The sequence below is a fragment of the Phycisphaeraceae bacterium genome (assembly GCA_019454185.1).
GTDB lineage: Bacteria > Planctomycetota > Phycisphaerae > Phycisphaerales > UBA1924 > JAHBWV01.
Genome location: CP075368.1, coordinates 1,704,841 through 1,723,846 on the forward strand (window position 1 = coordinate 1,704,841; position 19,006 = coordinate 1,723,846).

The window sequence follows — 19,006 nt, forward strand, 5'->3', positions numbered from 1 at the left end:
TTCGTGCCTTTGAGTCGCTCGCTCAAAATGAGAGCCGCAGACGTGCCGAGAAGACGCCGACGACGTCATCGTCCGGCGCGTTGCTCGGATCGAAGATCACCTCGACGCCGACCGTGATCTGGGCCGATTCGGTCACCTGAAACCTCTGGAAGACCTCGACAACCTTCTCATCTCGTTTGTCATCAACCTTCGGCTTTGACCACGCCGCCGCGATCCCGAGCATGTTCTCCTTGCCGAGCACGTCCTTGATGCCGACGCCACCCTGCACGGAATCCGTGATCCCCGTCGCATCGCCGTCTGCATGGCCGTAACGCGCGAAGGCGAGGAATCGCTCCCCAAGGTCCTGATCCATGGCAAGCGTAAAGCCGTCATCGGACGGCTTACTCGCATCTTCTCGCTCGTCGATGTGCCAGAGGGAGAGCTTGTACTTTCCCTGACCGAGACCATCAAAGGTCGGCGTCAGTCCTCCCTCGACGAAGTACATGAACTCATCATCCTCAAAGAACCCCTCGAAGTTCCCGATCGTCGCCTTGCCGTTGGCATCGGTGATCCCCGCAGTGACGAAAGACCACGTTGTCGGTTTGACCTGTGCCGCGCCGGTCAGCCCCGGGCCGGGATAAGGAACGGCAACGTTCCCTGAGAACGCCTTGTTGAGGAAGAACGTGTTCGCGCTCTGGAGCCGATGAGAGCCGAAGATATTCTCAGGGTCGATCCGTCCCAGCCCAAAACGGAATCGATCCTCGAACAGCCGCTGGTCCCAGTAGAGTTCCTTGATGATGAATGGTCGCTCACCGAAACCGTTGGTGGTCGGCACCAGCGTGCCGATCTCGCCTCCGAGCGAGCCCGGGGGCATGTCGCCGATCTGGTATCGATACTCGGAGGCGAACGCGAGGATACCGGTGTCCTTCGTGCCCGCGCCGATCAGCGTCCATTTGGCGAGAATGTCGAGGTCGCCCGCCGCGCCGCTGCGGCGACCAGGCCCGCCCGTCGCCTGCTGAAAGAGAATCGTGTGCGCAAGACCGAGCCGGATGTTGGTCTCCTCGGCGATCTCGTCGAACCGACGCTTGATGCGAACCCCCGGCCGAATCTGCTCGAGCTCCTGCTCGATCGCGGTCGGTGCAAAGACGCTCGTTTCAGACGATGCGGTCGGCCTGGTCGACACTCGCGCGGGGGGTGTCACTTCTGCGGGAGCGGCCTCTTGCGCGGAAGCACGCGACCAAATGCCGACCGCTGCGACAACACAAAGCGCAACCCTCCCGGCACCGCGAACCACAGAACAATCGAATTCGCGTGTCATCGGGCCGCCTCTTCATGCGTTCTGCTCATCAGGTCCGCACAGAGAGTGATCAGTCGATCTGCCCAAGACAGCACCTCCGACGAGATCGCAAGGCGAGGACGACTCGACATCACCCATCTCCACCGGTCACTGGCTTCAAAGACGACCACGCAAAGATGGGAAAAGACACGCCGGATTCGCGCCGATCCGGAAGCGATGGCCCATTCAGTCTCTGTTCGCAAAGCGGCACCATGGAAGCGTCAGACCCACACCTGGACGATCATGTTCGGTTCTTTCAACTTGCCCGTCCACTCACCCACAGCCGTCGTCACAAACTTCACCTCGTACTGCGGGTGCGCATCCAGCCACTCGTTGATCTGCTGATCGAGATAGTGAAGCGCCTCCTCCGTCAGCTTGCAGTGAAAGCTCTTGACGTGGATAGCGCCAGTCCCCGTCACGTTCGGCGAACGCTGCCAGGATTCCTCGTGCTTGCCGCTGATCAGCTTCTGCTCGAACGCCTTGATCTTGCTCGGGGCCGTCCCAGGACCCGCGCCCGGAATCGATCCCGCAGGCGGCACGTGCTGAATCTTCGATACGGGCTGCGGCACGACCGGGCGAATGACCGGCTGCGGCCCATCGCCGCTCGGCGACTCCGACCCACCGGAACCCGACGACAACTGGTCCATCGAATGACCCCCTTTCGCGTCGCACAGCTCCTGTTGTCAATCCACACATCGAATCTCAAGCCGACGACATGATACCAGAAATCCACCCGACGCTCAGCACCGTTCGAACACCCAGAGATCCCCCCCGACCAGATCCCCGCGCCACCCGTGAACAGGACCGCCATCACTCCATCGACAAGAAAACTCGATCCACCCCTCACCCTCAATGAGCGAGACTACTTCCCCCTCTGCGATCCGCCTGACGCTCCCGCGCCCCCCGCTGAGCGGCCCCTCATAGTGAAGGTACAACGGTCTGTGGTCCTTCATTCGCTCCGCTTCGAGCAAGCACTGCCCAGCCGGCATCACAGTGTCGGCCCGCCACCGCAGACGGAACGAGACCAAAGGGCTCTCCGGAGGCCTCAGAAGAGAATCGGGATGGATCCTGTCTAAAAGCCAGTCGAAGTGCAAGCCGCCGTCCGGCTGCGTGTGTTCGAGCAAAACCATCCGGCTCATACCCTGAGGGTACCACCCGGGCCGATTCCTGCCCGTGACTGGGTTCCATCGCCCGAATCGGTCGATGCTGATAGCATCTGCCCCCCGCTGTTGCCGGCGCACGATGTGCCGGTGCGGCACCGAACTCGGAGTCCGACACATGCGTCAGACCGCCTCAGCCCGAATCCTCGCCACGGCCGGCCTCCTGCTCCTCTCGGTTGCAGCCGGATGCTCGAATCAGCGTGCGCTCCCGGTGGTACACGCCGCGGGGAACGAGGCGTATGTCCGTGGCAACTACTCGCAGGCCGTCGTCGAGTATCGCGAATACCTCGACCGCAAGCCCTATGACACCGTTGTCCGCCACAAGCTCGCCAAGGCGTATCTGGCCTCCGGTGATCCGCAGTTGGCCCGCGAAAATGCGTCGATCTGCCACGATGTCGATCCGGCCAACACAGACTACTCCGCCACCCTCGCCGAGGCGATGCTCAAGTCGAACGACCTTGACGGTCTCTTCGCCTTCCTCCGCAGCGAGGCCGCCCTCCGCCAGCGCCCCGCAGACCACATCCTGCTCGGTCAATATCTCGCGCGCGTCGGCACCGCCGACGAGGCCGAGGCCGCCTTCCTCGCCGCTGCACGCCTCGATCGGGGACAGAACCTCGGCCCACAGTGGGAACTCGCAAACTTCTATCGCACGATCGGCGCGGCTGACAAAGAAACAGACAGGCTCAGGATGATCCTCTGGCTCCGACCCAACGACCCCGAGGCGACCGCCCGCCTCAGAGAACTCGGCAAGGTGCCCGGGCCGTCCTACGCCCTGCCACCCGCAGAGCGCATCTGAGAACAACCGATTTGACGCGGCCCGTCGGCCTTCTACCATTCATCCGGATAAACGGATGAAACGCTCCGGCCAGAGATCAACCCAGCCCAAGACCATAGCGCAACGCCCCGCGCCGACGCGATCGATTACCGATCGGCTTTCCGACGTGTCGGAACTGGTGCGCCTACGCGTGCTTCGGATCTTGGAGCAGGAAGAACTCTCCGTCGGCGAGATCGCCCAGATCGTTCAGTTGCCGCAGTCGACGGTCAGCCGCCATCTCAAGATCCTCGCGGACGGGCAGTGGCTTCTCCGCCGGGCCGCGGGCACCGCAACGCTCTACCGACTCATTCTCGACGACCTTCCGGCGGAATCCCGATCCCTCTGGCTCGCTATCCGTGACCAGTTGCCGGAGAGTGGAGACCTCGCCGAAGACGCCCGACGCCTCCGCGCCGTGCTCGCCCAGCGAGATGCAGACCCTCAGGCGTTCTTCGGCCGCGTCGTCGGCGAGTGGGACAGGATCAGATCCGACTGGTTCGGAGACCGGTTCACACCCGCAGCGTTGCTCTCGCTCATCCCGAGCGGCTGGACTGTCGCAGACCTCGGGTGCGGCACGGGGAACGCCGCAGAACTACTCGCACCCAACGTCAAGCGTGTCCACGCCGTCGATCAGTCGCTGCCGATGCTAACCGCCGCGAAGAAGCGACTCTCCGGCTTCTCGAACGTCTCGTTCCACCAAGGGACGCTCGAACACATCCCGCTGGATGACGCCTCTGTCGATGCCATCGTCAGCGTGCTCGTGCTCCACCACGTGCCGGAGCCGCTCGACGCGCTCCGGGAGATGCGCCGCATCCTCCGTGGCGATCACGCATCCGGAACCGGCGGCGTCGCGCTCATCGTTGACATGCTCGAGCACGATCGGGCCGAGTACCGACACACCATGGCGCACAAGCACCTGGGCTTTGCACCCAGATCGATGCACAAGCTCTGCAAGGATGCGGGCTTCGCCTCGACCGTCGTCAGACCCCTTGATAGCGAGCCCGACGCGAAAGGTCCCGGACTGTTCGTCGCCGTCGCTCGCGTCTCACCAGACTGACCCGGCTTGAAAGGATCAGTAGCCGCTTCAGGAACCGATCCATCGAATCCACGCTTCACTTCGGCGAGAAACCACTCACACGCAACACACACGGAGGCCCGCATGACCGCAGTTCTCACCAAGCCGACCAACTCCCCCACCGCCGCAAAACTCGACTTCAAGGTCAAAGACCTCTCCCTCGCCGAATTCGGTCGCCACGAGATCCGTCTCGCCGAACACGAGATGCCGGGCCTCATGGCGCTCCGCGAGCGCTATGCCGGCAAGCAGCCCCTCAAGGGCGCCAAGATCATGGGCTCATTGCACATGACCGTGCAGACCGCGGTCCTCATCGAGACCCTGACCCTTCTCGGCGCGGATGTCCGCTGGGTCTCCTGCAACATCTTCAGCACCCAGGACCACGCAGCAGCAGCGGTTGTCGTCGGACGTCCCGAAACGGGCGGCACCGTCGCCAATCCCAAGGGCACGCCCGTCTTCGCATGGAAGGGTGAGACGCTCGAGGAATACTGGTGGTGCACCGAGCAGGCCTTCGCCTGGCCCGATGGCTCCGGCCCGAACCTCATCCTCGACGACGGTGGCGATGCCACCCTGCTCGTCCACAAGGGAACCGAGTACGAGAAGGCCGGCAAGGTCCCCGCCTTCAACCCGGCGACCGACTCCGCCGAATGGGGCGTCATCCTCGACACACTCCGGCGCTCGCTCGCCGCCGACCCCCAGCGTTGGACGCGCATCGGCAAGGCCATCAAGGGCGTCTCCGAAGAGACAACCACCGGCGTCCACCGCCTCTACGAAATGCACAAGTCCGGCGCCCTCCTCTTCCCCGCCATCAACGTCAACGACAGCGTCACCAAGAGCAAGTTCGACAACCTCTACGGCTGCCGGCACTCGCTCCTCGACGGGCTCAATCGCGCCACCGACGTCATGCTCTCCGGCAAGGTCGCGGTCGTATGCGGCTACGGCGACGTGGGCAAGGGCTGCTGCCAGTCGCTCAAGGGTCAGGGCTGCCGCGTGATCGTCACCGAGATCGACCCCATCTGCGCGCTACAGGCCGCGATGGAGGGCTACCAGGTAGCGCCCCTTGAGGACTTCCTCGAGACCGCTGACATCTTCATCACCACCACCGGCAACAAGGACATCATCACCGCCCAGCACATGGCGAGGATGAAGGACAAGGCCATCGTCGGCAACATCGGACACTTCGACAACGAGATCGACATGGCCGGGCTCGCCAAGATCCCCGGCGTGAAGCGAGTGAACATCAAGCCCCAGTACGACGAGTGGGTCTTCCCCGCATCGGGCAACAAGCCCGCTCGCTCGGTGCTGATCCTCGCCGAAGGCCGCCTCCTCAATCTCGGCTGCGCGACAGGACACCCCTCCTTCGTCATGTCCGCCTCGTTCACCAACCAGATCCTTGCACAGATCGAACTCCACTGCAACACCAGCCAGTATGAGAAGAAGGTCTACGTCCTCCCCAAGAAACTCGATGAAGAGGTCGCTCGCCTGCACCTTGCCAAGCTCGGCGTGAAACTCACCAAGCTCTCCCCCGAGCAGGCCGCCTACATCGGCGTCCCGGTTGATGGGCCGTACAAGCCCGATCACTACCGCTACTGATCCTCCGCGTCCCAAACCCGCTTGATTCGAACCGTGACCAGAGAAAGGCCCCGACGCACCAGCGCCGGGGCCTTTGTCATGCGCCTCGCTCTACGATGTCCCCGAATGGCTCGACGAAGGAACATGCTGCTGAACACACGCGCCCACGCGCTGCTGCTGCTCCCTCGCATCTGGCTCGGAGCCGACCTGATGCTCGACGCGATCCGGGCCTTGGGCGTCAATCATCATCTCGGCGTCTCACGAATCGAGCGCTGCCTGAGCCCGTTCTTCAGCGGATACATCCCCTCACAAACCATGCACGCGCTCGCATGGACACAAGCGTGCTGCGCTGTGCTTGTCATCATCGGTCTGGCCACTCGCATCGCAGTGCTCCCGGCCTTCATCGCTGTCGGAAGCATGCTCGCCAGCTGGAACATGGTCGGCACGCTCGGAACCGCCCGCGCACTCGACTCGACCAGCCGGTCGGCCGCGCTCCTGGTTGTTGGAATCATGCTCTTGGCTCTGGGCGCAGGGCGGCTCTCAATCGACGCGTACCTCACCAGAGCCAGATCCAGACGCCGCTGAGGCGACGCATCGCATCTTCCCGACGCTTCAGCCAGCATTCCATTCCGGACGCCGCCTCACCGCGACACGCCATGCCGCGACGATCGCCTCACCGACGCTGTGAAGATTCAGACGCAGACGAAGCCGCCTGAGTGCCGAATCATCCGGCTCAGACCTCAGCGCCTGCCTGACCCAGTATCGGGCTCGCCTGAAGTTTCCAAGTTGCAGATGCGCCATCGCGAGATTGTGCATCGGCGCGACCAGCGACGGATCAAGCCGGAGCGCACGCCTGGCATGCTCCATCCCTTCGTCGAGTTCTCCCGCCTCCATCCTCGCGACACCAAGCAGGTGCCACGAGCGGGCCGCGAGAGGAGAACGAACGGTGCTCAAGCGGAAGATCTCCGATGCCTGATTCGGCAGACCCGCATCGAGCAGGAGCGTGCCGAACGCCTCACGCGACACGTCGTCCTCGCCGTCGGCCGGCGCAGGACCGCCCGGTCCAGCCGCCGTGAACTCGGCTTCAAGCATCCGCCTCGCCTCGTCGGCATCGCCGTCATCACCACGATCGAGCATAAGCGACGCGAGACGACGCCTCACCCCCGGGTACCCATCGTTCAGCCGCAGCACGATGTCGAAATGGACCATGGCCTCGGCCGCGTTCCCCATGAGCTCCGCGAGATCGCCGAGACGGAAATGCGCCTCCGCATGATCGGGCTGGATCTCCAAGACACGCCGAAACTTCTCGCCCGCGTCCGGAAGCCGGTTCATCTCGACCAACAACGATCCAAGATCGAGCAGCGTCTCGATATCGCCAGGATCACGCCGCAGCTCTCTCAGGAAAAGCTGCCTCGCTCGCTCGTGACGACCCGTCGCGGCATACGCCTCGGCCAGACGCGCCTCGACCCGCGGCATCTCGGGCTCGAGCCGCGCCGCCTCGCGGAGACACCAGACCGCACGCTCGTACTGCCCCTGATCCATCAAAGCCTCGGCCATCGACGCGTACAACTCCGCGCAGTCCGGTGCCGTCTGCTGGCCCATAAAGAACATCAACTCGGCCTGGTCGAACCGTCCGAGGCGTGCATACGCCTCGATCCGATGCACGAACGAGGCGGGGTCCGCCCCATCGACATTCGCCGCACGCTCAAACCACGACAAAGACTGCTCGACCTGGCCCGCCCTGAGCAGACTGGAACCAGTCATCACAGCCAGCCGCACATCCTCAGGAGAGAGATCGGACGCCCGCCCGAAACTCACCGCTGCATCAGAATGGCGACCGGCGGCGTCCAGTGTCAGACCCAGATTGAAGTGCCACTCGGCTTGGTATGGATTCAGCGCGAGCGCGCGACGCAACTCAGCCGCGGCGTCTTCCCAACGACCGGCCTCGTAATGCTCATGCGCACGCTCGACGTGCTGCTCTGCCTCTTGCCAGTCGCTCATGGCTTACAAAGGGCTGACCATCATCCACACAGACACGAACTCCGCTTCACGCCGAAGCGAGAATCGCTCCGATCAAAGTGTACCATCAAGAGCTGGCCACGCTTCCCATATCGACGCATGTACCGAACCGATCCCACATTCACCCCCTCGCGGCCATCGCGATGGCACACACCCATCCGCATCGCGGCCCTCCTGTTGCTTTCCACCCAGCCCGCCTGCGCAGCGATCACCGCCCACCCCCATTCCGCCCACCCCCATTCCCACACGCCGCAATCGAACCGCCCCGACGGTGCTGGTGCTGGGCAACCAGGCCAGGACCGCCCGGCCGCCCCCCTCGATTCAGCATCCACCACTCAGCATGATGACCAGGCGGCTCTCCGGGACGGACTGAGAGAGACAACTTTCGAGGCAACCGAGAACGCCTCCCAGCCACGACCCGCGCCTCTCGAACCCGTCAGACCGGAACAGGGCGCGGCGCCCGCCGCACAGCAGGATGCCGCTCGCGCCGATCGTGCCGCACTCATCGAGCGTCTCGTCTTGGCGATGCGCCGCCTCTTCGACGCGACCCCCCCGGAACAGCACGGCGATCTTCTGGTCAGCTTGCTGCGCGACGATCTGCCCGAACTCCGTACGCTCGGCCTCACCCTCGTTGATCAGGAATTGGCCGATGCCGAGCGCATCGCGCCCGAAGTTGGCTTTGCTCTGGTCGACCTCCTCAACGCACCCGATGGCCGGGTTCGGGCCGCAGCGGCACGCCTGCTGAACCGTCTCGCTCAACCAGGGCTTGAGAATCGCATCGCCGAAGCGCTCGAACTCGAAACGGATGCCTCGGTCGTTGCAGAGCTGCTCTCTGCCGCGTCACGCTACCCGACACCTCGCCTCGTCCAGCCCACCCTCAGGTGGATCGGAGCTGAGTCCGCCGCTCGCGAGTCCGCCTCCCAGGCGGGCCTCGCGCTCGATCGTGCGGAGCTCTTCTCTGCCGAAGATCGCGAGGTAGCGGCATCCAGACTCCGAGCCCGCGCTGTGAACACGCTCAGCGCGCCCGGCGTCCGGCTGCTCGCTCGTGTGGGCACCGATGCCGACCGCCGCACTCTCATCCCACTCCTCCGCTCGCCCGAAGCGGCGATCAGGATCGCGACGGCCGAGGCCCTCTCCAGGCATCCGCCCTTCGTTGACGACATCGTGCTCGCAGCCATCGAGGACACCTCGCTCGTAGACATCGCCGTGCGTGCGATTGCCTCGCACCGGGCTTCGCTCGAGGGGTTGCTGCTCCTCAGAGCACTCACATTCGCCACAGAAGAAGCACGCCTCGCCGCGGCATCGCAGGTCACGGCCGGGATGGACACGCGCACCCTGATCCTCGCCGCCGACGAGTCTTCACGGAACGCGCCGTTTGTCGAAGCCCTCCTCGGCTCGTTCGCCAACACGCCCATGCCCACAGAGCCGGAACTGGCGGTGCTGCACGCTCGCTCGCTCGTCCGTCTCGCCGAGGCCCAACTGAACCTCTCACGGCCAGGACGTGCCCTCTCCCTCGCCGATCGAGCCGATCCGCTCGAAAATGAGCTGCCTGAACCGGATCAGGAGCGGCTGAGAAGAGTCCGCACCGTCTCCCTCGTCTGGCTCGATCGGCTCGACGATCCCGGGCTTGCGGGGTCCACGCCCGAGCACTGGCTCGACGCCTTGGACCTGCTCGGCGCGCAGCCGCAGGGGCCGGATATCTCCGACGAGTTCCTCAAGCGATTCGGCTCGGGGCTCTCGTCCGACCAGTTGGCACGTTACGCCGCGATCGAGGCCCGTGTGCTGACCGGCCCGAGGCCGCTGCTTCGCCCGACACCCAGCGAGGACAGCGTTCCACCAACCAACCCGGTCTCCCCAACGGGCGACGGACCGCGGTAAGCCAGAGGTTCTCGGCTTTGGTATTCAGCCCTGACGCTGGGACCCGGCCCAACCAAACCTGCTCAGCACAACGCGAACCGTGCTCGGCTGCTGCTGACGGTCGCGGTCACGGCTGCTCGATGGCAGTGCCGAGATCGCGTCCTGGGCGGTCTCGAACCCGCCCGCGGCATTGAGGCCCGTGTCAAAGAAGGCGTCCCACGCGGACTCAAGACGCTTGCTCAGGCGCGTCGGAGAGATCCTCGGCTCATCGGGGCTCAGCCCGGTGATCAGGCGGTACCCCATCTCGATGATCGAACGCACCTCATCACGGCGCAGCTCCGACACCGGGCCGGCGACAAGACCGAGGCGACGCCTGAGGCCGTAGAACTCAACCGAACACGAGCCGTGCCGATCGACCAAGACCTCGGCCCACCCCAACTCCCCGTGCAACTGCCCGGCGTTGTGGGCTGAGCGGCTGGCCTCCAGCAGGTGACGCATCGCCCGCTCCGCCTCAGGACCGGCCATCCGGCCACCCTTGGCTTCCAGCAGGTTCAAGAGGGTCAGGATGCCCTCGTGGTTGCCCGTATAAGGGGTGACCGCGCACGGCTGCTGAGTGATCGAAAGAGAGAAGAGCTCAATCGGAAGAACGTGGGGAGCATGGAGGGTCTGGCCCTGTTCAAGTGCCGCGAGCACGCGACGCTGCTCCGGCTTCGCGCGACAGACAGGGAACCGATGGACGACATGGCTGCTCTGCTTCTTCTCGTGAAGCGCGAGCCACCGCTCAGCCAACGCGCTCGGAGCAAGAGGCCTCACGAGCCGGTACGGACCAAAGTAGAGCGATTCGCTCGGTTGTCCCATCGATCCAAATCCTCGTACCGGGTCCGACGCATCATGCGGCGAGCCCGACCAACCCACCAACCAGGGATCTTCGGCATCCTCGCCTGACATCCGCCAGCCAGTGTCAAAAGTTCAGGGTGATGAGTCTAGCCGCCCTCCCCGTGAGTTGCACGCAGCCGGAACCGATAGGCGGCTGGCACCTTATGCGCCCCAGTCTTGTTACCACATTGGAATAGTTCTTGAATAGAGCACCTGGGGTGCGGGATATGCCCGTTGGCTCGGATACGATTCTCTTGTATTTGCCAGAGCACCCCTGCCTGGCCGTCCGCGGCCGGGCTCCCGGAGCCCCTCCGATGACCACCCTCTCCCCCGCCCCCGCCGGCAAAGTGAACCCCTCGACCGATCCCCTCCAGTTGATCGATGTCGATCACGTCCGCTTCCATGTCGGCAACGCCAAGCAGGCCGCGTTCTTCTACGCCCACTGCTTCGGCTTCCAGATCGAGCAGGTCTGCGATCTCACCACCGGCTCCCGCGACGCCGCCCACTACCTCCTCACCCAGGGCAACATCCGCTTCCTGCTCACCAGCGGCCTCACCTACGAGCACCCCGCCTCCACCGAGGTCGCCCTCTACGGCGACGGCGTCAAGGACGTCGCCTTCACCGTCTTCGACGCGGAGAAGGCCTTCGACCGCGCGATCAAGAACGGCGCGACCGCCGCGCCCGGTGGCGAGCCCCGCACCCTCCGCGACGAGCACGGCACCGTCACCATCGCCTCCATCCGTACCTACGGCCGCTGCGTCCACACCTTCGTCTCTCGAACCGGCGCGTACGAGCTCACAAAGGTCAAGCAGGGCGCCAGGTTCATGCCCCGCTTCCGCCACATCGACGGCTCCTGCGCCGCCGCCGGTGCATGCGCCCCCCAGCTCGGCGCCGGCTCCTCCATCCTCGCCATCAACGACTACAACAAGAAGAACCCGTGCGGCCTCAAGTACGTCGACCACCTCGTCGGCAACGTCGAGATGGGCAAGATGAACCACTGGGTCGCCTTCTACGAGAACGTCCTCGAGTTCTCCATGTTCAAGCACTTCGACGACAAGGACATCTCCACCGAGTACTCCGCCCTGATGTCCAAGGTCATGGCCAGCGGCAACAACCTCATCAAGATGCCGATCAACGAGCCCGCCGAGGGCAAGAAGAAGTCGCAGGTCCAGGAATACCTCGACTGGCACATGAACACCCCCGGCGTCCAGCATCTTGCCCTCCGCACCGATGATGAGCTCCACTCCATCGCCGCCCTCCGCTCACGAGGCGTCGACTTCCTCACCCTCCCCGATGCCTACTACGACAAGGTCTGGGACCGCGTGAACAGCATGCTCAAGCAGCACGGGCACGAGGCCGTCCGCGAGGATCACGAGGCGATCCGCAAGCTCGGCATCCTCGTCGACTCCGACGATGAGGGATACCTCCTCCAGCTCTTCACCAAGCCCCTCCAGGACCGCCCCACGCTCTTCTTCGAGATCATCTGCCGCCGCGGCTCCCAGTCCTTCGGCAAGGGCAACTTCAAGGCCCTCTTCGAAGCTCTCGAACTCGAGCAGGAGAAGCGGGGGAATCTGTAACACATTTGTTCCTGAACCAATCCACAAACAGCGTGCCTGACGAAGAGTTTTGATAGGATGAACTGGCGATGCTCCTCGATCTGCTTGGATCGCTCCTTTTTATTCTCCTGACCAGGTATGGTGCGATGGTCGACACTCTCTTCCTTCTTGCGATAGTGCTTGTGAGTGGCGGCGCGGGAGGCATTGGCCGCGCGATGGCGTCCGCAAGTCCGCCCGTGCACAAGCTCCGCGGCCATGGCAAGTCCGAACCAGTTCAGATCGGCTGGATCGCGGATTGCTACCTGGGTGCTCTCAGCGCCGCGTGTGTGGGATTCGTGATCACCAGTTTGCTCGCGATCGACCTCAACAATGTGCTCGGGAATGTAAATTCGATAAATCAGAACAATCTCTTTCGCCTGATCGCGATCTCGGTCATCTCCGGATATGCCGGTCCAGCCATCCTAGATCGTCAGGCGCAGGAACTGCTCAATCGCCTCAATCAGCTGACCAAAGAAAGCGAGCGGTTGAAAGCCCAGCTTGACGAGAAGCGGCGGACCGATGCCATTGATTCCGCAAGAGCGAGCCAGCGAGCAGAGGGCGTCTCATATCTGGATGCCGGGAAGTTTGAGCAGGCGGAAGCAGTTTTTCGCGCCATCATTCACAAGTACGGCGAGACAGGCGACGACCTGTGCAACCTGGCGACTGCGATTGCATACTCAATGGATCCGCCAGTCACCCCCGAGAAGGTGCAGTTGAGCACGCTCGAAACCGCGATCGCACTCTTCGATAAAGCACTGGGTCTCGATCCGAGGCACGAAAAATCGATTTACAACCGCGCATGCACGAAGCAAGCGTACCGAATTGCATGCAAAGCGCAAGGCAAGTCCGAGAAGTACACGGATGACGATGTGCTGGCCGATATTGCGGCTTCAGCACATATCGACCCGACAAACTGGGACTTGGCGGTCAACGATCCGGACCTGACGTCGGTGAGGCAGAAACTACTTGAACTCAAGGCTAATTCAGCCGTACAATGACCGTTGGGTTCTGCCCACAAGGAAAGGGAACTCTAATGCCATACACCACTACGATCATTTCAAAGCGTCCCCCGACGGTATGACGACCGATCGTACAGCAAGTTGCTGCAGTTTCTTTCTGCGCGGTGCTACAAACCAATACCCCGCTCTGGGTGAAGTTCCGTACTCGAACAACAGACTTCGTCGCCATCCGCCAAACCACGACGTGATCGCGGCTCGCTCCCTTCCTCATTCCTGAGGCCCAAAGTGCCGCAAGCGCCGGAGCCCGGGGCAATGTGGGGGGGCGACGGGGCGAAGCCCCAAGCGTCGCCCCGGGTACATGTGGCCGCGTAGCGGCTTCCCCCGCCCGAAGGGCGCATCCTTGGTGGAGTGGCCCGGACGGGCCCGGCTCTGTCTCCACTTGGGCAGATGGCCAGATGTGAAGCTGCGCAAACGGATATCCGGTGAGGGCGTGATTGCGTGCGCGCACGCGACGACCCGTAGACGTCGATCACCATCGACGCCCTCACTCGCGAGCTTTTTGCGTCATCGCTTCATTGCCTGTGTGTGTCGATCAAGGATGATGATGGCTTGGATCCATCGACGGACCCGCTCGATGCCGCGCACGTGCGGCGGGATAAGCCCCACATGGTGGGTCATTTCCAGGCGTGCAAACACACGCTCGATCACGCGCCGGAGTGACAGCAGGCCCCTGCCGAAGCCCGTCATGCTCTGCTCCAGCATGTCGATGGCTCGACGGCGGTCCGGATGCGTTCCGGACCGCCGCACGCCGCGACCCACGCGGCAGTCCTTCCGCGGAACCACCAGTTGTCCGCCCTTGCACGCGCAGAGTTCATAGAGCTTCACGCTGTCGTAGTTCGAGTCGGCCAGCACATACCCGTTCAACTCCATGTCTCGCATCATCCGCTTGGCCATCACTGCTTCATGGCAGTGCATGGGCGTGAGACGCCAGGAGACGATCGAGCCCGCGAGATCGCAGATCGCATGGAGCTTGTAGCCGCGCAGTCCCCATGCGCCGAAGGTCGCGGTCCGGTCTCCGGAGTGCGAGGCGACGCGCAGGGCCTTGCCGTCAAGAGCCAGCACCAACGCTCCCGATGCAGAGACCAGATTCTCCGCCTCCGCCGCGGCAAGTAACGCCTGGACGCTGGTGGTTCTCAGCCGCCGGCTCATCCTGCTTGGCGAGGGCAATCGACCACGCCGCCACAACGGCCATGCATCGCGTCGGCACGCCCAGGAGGTGGGTCGTCGGTGCAAGACGGCCCAGAGAAAGGTCAGCACGATGTCCGCATCGGTGAAGGTGAAGCGACCGCCACGCGGGCTCCGATCCAGCTTCCGCACGCTCGCCGCCAACACCCTCCAACTCGCGTTGTCCATGCTCGGTCTCCTGTCTGGCAGCTCCACCAGTGGGACCGAGCATGGCATGAGCCATCAGATCGCGCAAGTCTCCACAATGGAAACACTTGGAACACATGGCGCAAAATGCTCTCGCGCTCGGGCCTCTTTGCGGCACACCATTAGAACACCTCCACCCTCACCACCCGGATCCTCCATCCTTCAAACTCGCGAGCAAGCGTGAGGATACCCACCGTTGCGAAGTCGTAGCCGCACCCGGTGCCGTACACGCTGTCCGGCGAGACATTGAACGTCCACACCGAACCCTCCGGGACTGCGCGCGGCTCCTCCGGGCTCAGCCCCTCACGAATCGCATCCACCGTCCTCCCCGCGTCCGCGCTGCGCTCGCTCTCCTGCCAGTGCCTGAAGACGCCGTCGCTCGCGATCAGGCGGCTCATCAGCGGATTCAACGACCCCGAGTGCTGATGCGCCCGGAACACGCCCCGCACGCGCACGCGCTCTGTGCTCGCATCCGCCAGCACGCGCCGCGTCGCCCCCGCGCCGTACACCACCGATCGGTTGTAGCCAAGCTCCGGCTCGTCGCCGAAGACCGTGAAGTCATTCCACATAAACCCGATCGCACGGGGCTTCGTCGGCGACACCGGCGTGAAGTCTGCGAAGTGCTTCTCCGCCGCCGCCAGCGCGCCCGCATCCTCGCCCAGCCACCCCGGCCGGGCCGCGTGGTACGTCCGCTGCCGCAACTCCCCGAGCAACTGGAATCGCGGCGAGCCCTCCGCTTCGAGCAGCCCGCGCGGGTCGTACCCCGGCTCCATCCCGCCGTGGTTCATCTGGAGCACATCCGTCGTGGTGCCGACATACATCACCACCGGCATCCGGTCGTACGCACGCATCACCTTCGTGATGTCCGCATCCGCCCCGTACTTGCCCCGGATCTCATCCAGAAACCCGTACCGCGCCACGATGTTGAAGTCCTCGTGGTTCCCCCGCCCGAGCTGCACCCGCTCAGGGTTCGCGATCTTCAGACGGAACAGCGTGTACAGCACCTCGACGCCGTACACGCCGCGGTCGGTGAAGTCGCCGAGGAAGAGGAACCAGCACTTCGGATCGCGGAGCGTGAACCCGTCGAGGATCCCCCGCGCGTTCAGTTCATCGAGCACGCGCATCAGCGAACGGACATCGCCGTGCAGGTCGCCCATCACCAGCACCGTCGCATCCGGCGGCAATACCAGCTTTGCGGCGTAGGGCTGGAACGGCACCTCCTCGCCACCAAACCAGCTTCGTGAGGTGTCGAAGAAAGCCGCAGGGTCGGGGCGCTCGCCGACCCAGGCACTTTCATTGCCGAGCGGCCCCGAGCGTGTGGCCTCGAGAAAGCCGTCGAGCGCGGCCTCGAAGTCGGCGAAGGTCGGCAGCGCGAGGGCTCGGCCCTCAGGAAGTTTGCCCTTGAGTTCGCGATTGGTGGGGAGCGCTTCGCAGGTCTGACGCCATTCCTGATACGACGGCAACGCCTGCTGCGCGTGCGCCCCGAGGGTGAGCAGGACCGACAGGAGGAGGACCAGCGCGTGGGCCGCGCTCGTGGCTCGACCCGCGGCATCGAGCCGGAGGGTGATCTGCTTGGTCTGTTCCGGCAACCCGTGGACCTGCTTCATGTCGTCCTCCCGGCTTTCTCTCGTTCGGCGGGTTGCGTGTGCTTCGGCTCGATGGGCTTGCGTGTCGCAGGTGTTTGTCGGAGCGGGGTCAGGTCGCGTTGAGGCGGGCGCGGACGAGTCCGTCGAAGAGGTCTTCGGGCGCGGGTCGGTCGGTCCACATCTGGAACTGCATTGCGCCCTGCTTGACGAACATGGATGCGCCGTCGATCGTGGGCGCGCCTACGCGCTCGGCGAGTGCGAGCATCGGGGTGCGGAGCGGGGCGTAGACCGTGTCGAAGTAGACGACGGATGCGGGGTCGGCGTTGGTGAGGGCGTCGGGCTCGATCGGCGATCGGTCGGGCGCGGGGCCGCCCTGCATGCCGAGGGGTGTGCAGTTGATGAAGGCATCGGCGGCGGCCTCGTGGCGGCTCTCCCACGGCATGGTGCGGATGTCGAGGTTGGCCGAGCGGCGCAGGTCGGAGGCGAGCGTGTCGGCCTCTTCCGGTCGGCGGGCGGTGACGGTGACGTTCGCGCCGGCGGCGGCGCAGGCGTATGCCGCGGCGCGGGCAACGCCACCCGCTCCGAGGACCACGACGTGTCTGCCCGCGACGGGACCGGCTTGCTGAGCGAGGCACGCGGCGATGGCTGGGGCGTCGGTGTTGTCGATGGTGATGCGGGATGGGGGCGAGCCGGGGTCGCGGCGGACGACGATGGTGTTGGCTGCGCCGATGGCGGCGGCTGCGGGGGTCAGGAACCAGTTGCGGGACTCGCCCATCTCGCCGGCGAGCCGGACGAGTGCTTGCTTGTAGGGGATCGTGACGCTTGCGCCGGAGAGGTCGAGGGCGTCGTGCTCGATGAGTTCGAGGACCGTGGCCTTGAAGGACTCGTACGCGCCGTTGTCGTCGGCGTTGCCCTCGGGTGCGGCGATGGGCATGGGGAGGTAGACGCCGTTGTGCCCGACGGCCTCGAAGCCGGCGTTGTGGATGAGCGGGGAGAGGGAGTGTCCGACGGGCCAGCCGAGGACGCCGTAGACGCGGGTCTGCTGGTTGATGGATCTGAACCTGAAACGTTGGAGGATCTCTGTGATGGTGGGTTGTCCGGGGGCGGTGGCTGAGGAGTCTCGGAGGGAGGCGAAGGTGAGGAATGCGCCGAACTTGGGGGCGAGGACGCGGCTCATGAGTCCGAACTCGCCCATGCCGAGGGCGATCATGGGGCGGTCGGTGTGGCGGAGCATGTCGAAGAGTTCGAGGTTGTCTCGGAGTGAGCGGGCGCGGTAGGCGATCTTGAGGATCTTTGCGGCGGGCTCGTCGCGCATGGTGAGGAGGCGTCTTGTGAGGTCAGCGGGGCGGCGTTCGAAGTCGTGAGATGAGAGGATGAGGGCGGTGTCGAGGCCTCGCAGTTGGCCGGGGTGGTTGACGGCGAGGAGGACCTTCTGGCGGATGTTGGCGGAGCGGGAGATGGTTGCGTGCTCGACGTCGATGTATCGGGGCGGGGTGTCGATGGTTGCCAGACGCTCGTAGAGCGAGACGCGTGAGGCGTCGTCGCCGTCGTAGTGGCCACCCTCGAAGGTCGGTCGGCAGGTGACGATGCAGGGGAGGGGCGAGGAGCGGACGAGTCGGATGATCTCGTCGGTTTCGCGGCGGGAATCGGGGTCGTCGGGGGGTGTGCCCTCGGGGCTGCCGGAGAGCATGTGGTCGATGCGGTACTCGGCGATCTGGGCACCGAGCCGCTTTGCCTCGGCGCAGTCGGCGAGGGCGGCGTCGATCTCATGGACCATGATGGGGACGCAGAGGAGGGTCATCGGGCCGAGTGTATGGTCGGCGGCGGTTGCTGCGTCTGGTCAGTGTGTGCGGCTCGGAGGATGAGACCTCGATCGGGGACGCGCTTGAGCTGTACGTGCGCAGCGACAGCACCGCGATCGCGAGGGCGGATCGAGTGGCGAGTAAGAAGGGATGGGTTCACCTGATCGAGAGAGCGGGCGCGGCGGAGGCCCGTCGCGGGAGTTGACGTTGCGTCTGCGAGGGCGTTTGCCGAGATCACGGCCGGCTGAGGCCAGCGGCCTCAGTGTCACGAAAGCGAGGAGTGGGCACAAGAACGATGACAGAGAATGGCGGAAGGAAGGCAGGGACCTTGAGTGGCCTCGGCTGGGCGGGTGCGTGATGTGGACGGGAGAGGTGCGGGTCTTTGGAAGGAGATGCATTCGCGCTGAGGGGACGTGATCGGGCGCATGAGGTACGCGACCGGCTCCGGGTTGAGGCGCGGCGGGGTGCGGAGGATCTGTGAGCGGGTGTTGTGGGCGATGATCGAGTGATGGCTCGGGATCGATGTTGTTGAGAGGAGCAGCAGGAGCGTGAGGATCGGGATGAGGAGATGGATCAGCGGCGATGAGCCAGTCGTCGGCGCGGAGAACGAGCGGGTCGAGTGGGTCGGTGTCATGGGGTTCGCTCCGAGTTTCGGAAGGCGATGGGCGTGTGGTGGCGCGCGGCAGAGTCGGGATGGCGTCGCGTGCGGAGGGCTCGTGAGACGCGGCGGTGTCTTGGGCGGGTGGTTGGTGTTGGGGGAAGAGGATGGAGGCGATGGAGGGCTCGCGGATGCCGCAGAGGCGGTCGCGGAAGATGACGAGTTGTTCGTATGCGTCGATCTCGCGGCGGACGGTGGGCGAGTTGAGGAGGGTGGTGAGTTCGGCGGAGGAGATGCCAAGCGCGTGCGCGAGAGGGGCGAAGGGGAGTTTGCGCGTGAGGATGGCGCGGACG

16 protein-coding genes are annotated in these 19,006 nt (G+C 64.5%); 8 read left to right on the forward strand and 8 right to left on the reverse strand.

What is annotated here, in order from left to right; all coding sequences use genetic code 11:
* Positions 1-22 precede the first annotated feature (22 nt).
* Together KF838_07225 and KF838_07230 are read right to left on the reverse strand one after the other, a co-directional pair.
* On the reverse strand, positions 23-1,162 hold the full coding sequence (locus KF838_07225; protein QYK49637.1) for a hypothetical protein: 1,140 nt from the start codon (positions 1,160-1,162) through the stop codon (positions 23-25).
* Positions 1,163-1,536: 374 nt separating this feature from the next.
* Complete coding sequence (locus tag KF838_07230; protein ID QYK49638.1) at positions 1,537-1,962, reverse strand: hypothetical protein; 426 nt, start codon at positions 1,960-1,962, stop codon at positions 1,537-1,539.
* Between the two features lie 631 nt (positions 1,963-2,593).
* On the opposite strand from KF838_07230, the gene KF838_07235 reads away from it, so the two are divergent.
* The 4 genes from KF838_07235 (at position 2,594) to KF838_07250 (ending at position 6,515) form a co-directional block, all read left to right on the forward strand.
* Positions 2,594-3,271, forward strand: coding sequence for a hypothetical protein (locus tag KF838_07235; GenBank protein QYK49639.1), 678 nt, complete (start codon positions 2,594-2,596; stop codon positions 3,269-3,271).
* Positions 3,272-3,326: 55 nt separating this feature from the next.
* Positions 3,327-4,343 (forward strand): methyltransferase domain-containing protein, encoded by a 1,017-nt coding sequence (locus tag KF838_07240; GenBank protein QYK49640.1) that lies wholly within the window; start codon positions 3,327-3,329, stop codon positions 4,341-4,343.
* Positions 4,344-4,445: 102 nt separating this feature from the next.
* On the forward strand, positions 4,446-5,951 hold the full coding sequence (gene ahcY / locus KF838_07245) for an adenosylhomocysteinase (GenBank protein QYK49641.1): 1,506 nt from the start codon (positions 4,446-4,448) through the stop codon (positions 5,949-5,951).
* A 105-nt stretch (positions 5,952-6,056) separates the two neighbouring features.
* Complete coding sequence (locus KF838_07250; protein ID QYK49642.1) at positions 6,057-6,515, forward strand: hypothetical protein; 459 nt, start codon at positions 6,057-6,059, stop codon at positions 6,513-6,515.
* Positions 6,516-6,542: 27 nt separating this feature from the next.
* Here KF838_07250 and KF838_07255 read toward each other — a convergent pair whose 3' ends face one another.
* The gene (locus tag KF838_07255) at positions 6,543-7,931 is read right to left on the reverse strand and encodes a tetratricopeptide repeat protein (protein ID QYK49643.1); all 1,389 of its coding nucleotides are present in this window, start codon (positions 7,929-7,931) and stop codon (positions 6,543-6,545) included.
* Between the two features lie 117 nt (positions 7,932-8,048).
* On the opposite strand from KF838_07255, the gene KF838_07260 reads away from it, so the two are divergent.
* Entirely contained in the window at positions 8,049-9,827 is a 1,779-nt protein-coding gene (locus KF838_07260; protein QYK49644.1) for a hypothetical protein, read from the forward strand.
* A 24-nt stretch (positions 9,828-9,851) separates the two neighbouring features.
* On the opposite strand, the gene KF838_07265 is transcribed toward KF838_07260, so the two are convergent.
* Positions 9,852-10,664 (reverse strand): hypothetical protein, encoded by an 813-nt coding sequence (locus tag KF838_07265; GenBank protein QYK49645.1) that lies wholly within the window; start codon positions 10,662-10,664, stop codon positions 9,852-9,854.
* A 332-nt stretch (positions 10,665-10,996) separates the two neighbouring features.
* Here KF838_07265 and hppD point away from each other — a divergent pair, with 332 nt between their 5' ends.
* Positions 10,997-12,259 (forward strand): 4-hydroxyphenylpyruvate dioxygenase, encoded by a 1,263-nt coding sequence (gene hppD / locus KF838_07270; GenBank protein ID QYK49646.1) that lies wholly within the window; start codon positions 10,997-10,999, stop codon positions 12,257-12,259.
* A gap of 68 nt (positions 12,260-12,327) precedes the next feature.
* Complete coding sequence (locus tag KF838_07275) at positions 12,328-13,275, forward strand: hypothetical protein (protein ID QYK49647.1); 948 nt, start codon at positions 12,328-12,330, stop codon at positions 13,273-13,275.
* Positions 13,276-13,800: 525 nt separating this feature from the next.
* Here the strand turns inward: KF838_07275 and KF838_07280 are convergent.
* The 3 genes from KF838_07280 to KF838_07290 all read right to left on the reverse strand — a co-directional run bounded on the left by KF838_07280 (position 13,801) and on the right by KF838_07290 (position 18,054).
* Entirely contained in the window at positions 13,801-14,649 is an 849-nt protein-coding gene (locus KF838_07280) for a transposase (GenBank protein ID QYK49648.1), read from the reverse strand.
* Between the two features lie 140 nt (positions 14,650-14,789).
* Positions 14,790-16,274, reverse strand: a complete 1,485-nt coding sequence (locus KF838_07285) for a metallophosphoesterase (GenBank protein QYK49649.1) — start codon at positions 16,272-16,274, stop codon at positions 14,790-14,792.
* Positions 16,275-16,362: 88 nt separating this feature from the next.
* Positions 16,363-18,054 carry a type I 3-dehydroquinate dehydratase gene (locus tag KF838_07290; GenBank protein QYK49650.1) on the reverse strand — a complete coding sequence of 564 codons (1,692 nt, stop codon included), beginning with the start codon at positions 18,052-18,054 and terminating at the stop codon, positions 16,363-16,365.
* Between the two features lie 26 nt (positions 18,055-18,080).
* Between KF838_07290 and KF838_07295 the strand changes: the two genes are divergently transcribed.
* Complete coding sequence (locus KF838_07295) at positions 18,081-18,260, forward strand: hypothetical protein (protein QYK49651.1); 180 nt, start codon at positions 18,081-18,083, stop codon at positions 18,258-18,260.
* Positions 18,261-18,320: 60 nt separating this feature from the next.
* On the opposite strand, the gene KF838_07300 is transcribed toward KF838_07295, so the two are convergent.
* Positions 18,321-18,689, reverse strand: coding sequence for a hypothetical protein (locus KF838_07300; GenBank protein ID QYK49652.1), 369 nt, complete (start codon positions 18,687-18,689; stop codon positions 18,321-18,323).
* Between the last annotated feature and the right edge of the window lie 317 nt (positions 18,690-19,006).